The following is a 4,101-nucleotide window of genomic DNA, read 5'->3' on the forward strand; positions in this document are numbered from 1 at the left end:
TCCGCCTCGCCCCGCTCTCCCCGGCGGACTGACCCTCCCCATCACGCCCACCGTGGAGAGCGCGGGCGAGGCGGAGGCTCTGGTCGAAGGGCTCAACCGGATCAGTACGGCGCTGGTGCGCCCCTTCACCGGCATCTTCAGCCGCTACGACGATGAGAGCCTGACCCAGACCCCCCTCAAGATCAGCCGAGTCGAACTGGCCGTCGGCCACGGGACCCGCAGGCGCATCGCCGCCTTCGACGTGCACCACCTGGCGGGCGCCCGGCTGCGCGCGCTGTACGCGGCGGCCGAGACGTACGTCGAGCACGTCGTGCCCGTCATCCCGGATCCCCCGGCGCCGGACGGCGACGGCGTCGCCGCCCTGGCCCCCGACCACCTGACCACGGGCAGCGGCACCGGCGCGGGCGCCGAGACGGTCGGCGCGTGGGTCACCGCGCTCTCGCTGCTCACCAAGGAGCCCGTGCGCGTACCGGCCGCCGCGGTACGGCCGTTCGGCCCGTACAACACCGGCCGTCTGCACCAGGCGACCACCGCCGGCGCGGGCGCGGGCCCCGGCCCGCAGGAGGCTGCCGGCCGCGGTCTGCTGTCGGCGCTCGCGCACGGCGCGCTGCTGCGGGCGGTACGCGGCGAGGCGCGCGGCGCGCTCGTCACCTCCCCGGCGGCCGGTGAGCCGGACGCCGACCCGGAGCTGGTGTTCCTGCTCAAGTCCGTGCCGAACGTGGGGATACGGGCCGAACTCGTCGACCTCGGCGAGCAGGACCACTCCGGCGCCCATGTCGTCCTCGCACGCGAGACGGGCGGCGCACCGGCGGCGGGAGCGCGTACGCAAGGGCGGGGACGCTGGGCCGTCGCCGCCGGGCTCTCCCGCACCGCCGCCGCGTGCGCCGCGCTGCGCGATCTGCTCGGCCAGGTACAGCTCGCCGCCGAGGACCCGGCCGGCGCCGTCGACACCGGCGACCCGCTGATGGGTGAACTCGCCGCCTCCACCGTCCTGCTGACGGCGGACCCGGTGCCCGCCGACGCGACGGCCACCACCTTCGACGCGGTCCTGGACCGGCTGCGCTCGGCCGGCCGCGATGTGCTGTACGTCGCCACCACCCCCGCCGACCTGCCCGCCGGCGGCATCAGCACCGCGCGCGTGCTGCTCACCAAGGGCCGGGCCGGCGCGGAGGGTGCGCCCGATGCAGGCTGAGCCCTGGGAGCGGTCCGCCGCCGACCTCGCCGCGCTGATGCGCCGCAGCTTCGAGGCGACCGCCGCCCCCGCCCCCGCACTCGACGTCGCGCCGCTCGGCGTCCGTGACGCGTTCACAGAGGCGGCCACGGACGCGCGCACGGACGAGGCGGACGCACCGGACGCCGTACCGGACGCCGTGCCCGTACGGTTCTACGGCCGCCACGCCGTCGTCGGCCCCTTCCCCGGCGGCGAGTCCCACCGCCCCTGCGCCCGCTGTCTCGCCCGCCGCTGGCAGGGCGTGCGCTCCGTCGCGCTGCGCGAGGCCCTGGAGCTGGGCTCCGGCACCAGGGCCGCCGGGGAGTCCCCGTACATCACCCCGTTCACCGCCGACGCCCTCGCCGGGATCGTCGCGGCCCGACTCGCCGGGCAGGGGCCGCGGACCGGCTCCTTCCCGGCGGTCCACCTCGTGGACCTCGAAACCCTCCGGGTCCGGCACTACCCCCTCGTGCCGGACCCGGAGTGCCCCCGTTGCGGGAGGGGTGAACAGGACACCGCCGACGCGGCTGTCCTCACGCTGAACCCCGCGCCCAAGCACAAGCCGGGCAGCTTCCGGCTCCGGGACATCAGCGCGTACGAGCTGCCCGTGGAGCCGTACGCCAACCCGGTCTGCGGGTCCCTGGGACCCTCGGTCGTGCAGGACATCTCCTCCGCTTCCACGTCGGCGACCATCGGCTGCTTCTCGATGCGCTCCGGCGACTATCTGCGCGAGACGTTCTGGGGCGGCCACGCCGACACCTTCGCGCAGAGCGTGCGCATCGGTGTGCTGGAGGGGCTTGAGCGGTACGCCGGGATGCGCTCGCGCGCCAAGACGGCGGGCGTGCTGGGCTCCCTCAACGGGCTGCGCGCGGCCGGGGAGCACACCCTGGACCCGCGCGAGGTCGGCCTGTACTCGGAGGAGTTCCACCGCGCCAACCCGCGTGTCACCCCCTTCCACCCCGACCGTGAACTCCCCTGGGTCTGGGGCTACTCGCTGCGCGACCACCGGCCCGTCCTCGTACCGGAAGTGCTGACGTACTATCACGCGCCGGGCCTGGAGAACCGCTTCGTGCAGGAGAGCTCCAACGGCTGCGCGTCCGGCGGCTGCATGGAGGAGGCCGTGTACTTCGGCCTCATGGAGGTCGTGGAACGCGACGCCTTCCTCCTCACCTGGTACGGCAAGGCCGCCCTGCCCGAACTCGACCCGCGCACCAGCACCCGCGCCGCCACCCGGCAGATGGTCGACCGCCTGGAGATGTACGGGTACGAGGCCCGCTTCTTCGACACCCGGATCAGCTTCCCCATCCCCGTCATCACCGGTGTCGCCGTCCGTCCCGACGGCGGCCCCGGCCGGATGTGCTTCGGCGCGGGCGCCGGGCTCGACCCGGAGTCCGCCCTGTCCGGGGCGCTCTGCGAGATCGCCACGGACGCCGTGAACCTCCAGGGCCGCACCGCACGCGACGAGGCACGGCTGCGCGCCATGGCCACCGACTACGACAAGGTCGCCGCGCTGCACGACCACCCGCTCGCCTACGGCATCCCGGAGATGGGGAACAACGCCCACTTCCTGATCGGCGAACCGGGCGCGCCCCGGCCGCGCAAGCGCCCCCTGGCCGAGGCGTACGGCGACGGGTCGCTGCCGCCGGTCTCGGACGATCTGCGCGACGACCTCACACGGTGCGTGAACGCCGTGACCGACAAGGGATTCGACGTGGTCGTCGTCGACCAGACCATGCCCGAACAGCGTGACCTCGGACTGACGACGGTCTCCGTCATCGTCCCCGGTCTGCTGCCCATCGACTTCGGCTGGACCCGGCAGCGCGCACTCGGGATGCCCCGGCTGCGCACCGCCCTGCGCGAGGCGGGCCTGCGCGCCCACGACCTGACCGACGCCGATCTGAACCTCGCGCCGCACCCGTTCCCCTGAGAGGAGCACCACCCATGGGGTACGCCCATGACTACGCCGCCGCGATCATGCAGCGGGGCCGGGTCCCGATGCCACCGGTCGATTTCGTGCCGAACTGGTCCGACGGGCCGCGCAAGGCGAAGTACTACCCGGGGGTCGACAGCCTGCCGCTGCCCGCCGCCGACTACCCGGCGGACGCCAGCCTGGACCGCGCCTTCGGCTTCGCCGACAGCGCGCCGGGCGCGGGGGAGTTCGACCTGACGTCGCTGTCCGGGATGCTCCTCGACTCGTACGGCCTGACGGGCCGCCGGCTCGGCGTCCAGGCCAACACCGACCTCAGCGCCCTGCCCTTCTATCCGCTCGCCAACTGGTCGCGCGGCTCCGCGTCCGGCGGCGGCCTCTACCCCGTGAGCGTGTACTGGGTCTCCGGGCCGAACGGCCCCGTCACGCCCGGCGTGCACTACTACTCGACCCGCCACCACACCATGCAGCGCCTGCTCACCGGGGACGTGTCCGGAGAGGTGCGCGAAGCGCTCGGTGGATACGGCGCGAACACGGACCAGTATCTGGTCCTGGGTATCAAGTACTGGCAGAACTCCTTCAAGTACAACAGCTTCTCCTTCCACGCCGTGAGCATGGACCTCGGCGCCGCCGTGCAGACGTGGCGCATGTGGGCGGGCGCGCGCGGGCTGTCCGTCGAACCGGCGATGTGGTTCGACGAGGCGCGGCTCCAGAAGCTGCTCGGGGTGGACGGCGAGGAGGAGGGCGTGTTCGCCGTCGTCCCGCTCAAGTGGGCTCAAGGGCAGGCCAGTTTGCCGACCGGGCCGGTCTCGGGCGACGTCTCCGTACGCCACCGTGACATCGAGCGCTCCCGTGAGGTCTTCACCTTCGACGCGCTGCTGAAGATGCAGGCGGCGACCTCCGAGCACGCCGCCCGGCGGCCCGCCCCCGGCGCGCTCGCCCCGGCCGCCGGGCGGCGTGCTCG

3 protein-coding genes are annotated in these 4,101 nt (G+C 73.9%); all 3 read left to right on the forward strand.

Going from position 1 to position 4,101, the window contains the following annotated elements:
* Positions 1-1,192 (forward strand): YcaO-like family protein (locus tag BHU15_RS35565; protein ID WP_171908519.1); only part of this gene is annotated, 1,192 nt, incomplete at its 5' end.
* A 37-nt stretch (positions 1,193-1,229) separates the two neighbouring features.
* Positions 1,230-3,137: a TOMM precursor leader peptide-binding protein gene (locus tag BHU15_RS35570; RefSeq protein WP_171908520.1), complete on the forward strand. Its 1,908-nt coding sequence runs from the start codon at positions 1,230-1,232 to the stop codon at positions 3,135-3,137.
* A 14-nt stretch (positions 3,138-3,151) separates the two neighbouring features.
* A partial coding sequence (locus tag BHU15_RS35575) for a SagB family peptide dehydrogenase (RefSeq protein WP_141726959.1) occupies positions 3,152-4,101 on the forward strand: 950 nt, incomplete at its 3' end.

This window comes from Streptomyces niveus (assembly GCF_001723055.1).
Lineage (GTDB): Bacteria > Actinomycetota > Actinomycetes > Streptomycetales > Streptomycetaceae > Streptomyces > Streptomyces niveus.

Bases quoted from the DNA above. Each gene is read 5' to 3' on its own strand.
- BHU15_RS35570 (WP_171908520.1), top strand. From the start codon at position 1,230: ATGCGCCGCAGCTTCGAGGCGACCGCCGCCCCCGCCCCCGCACTCGAC.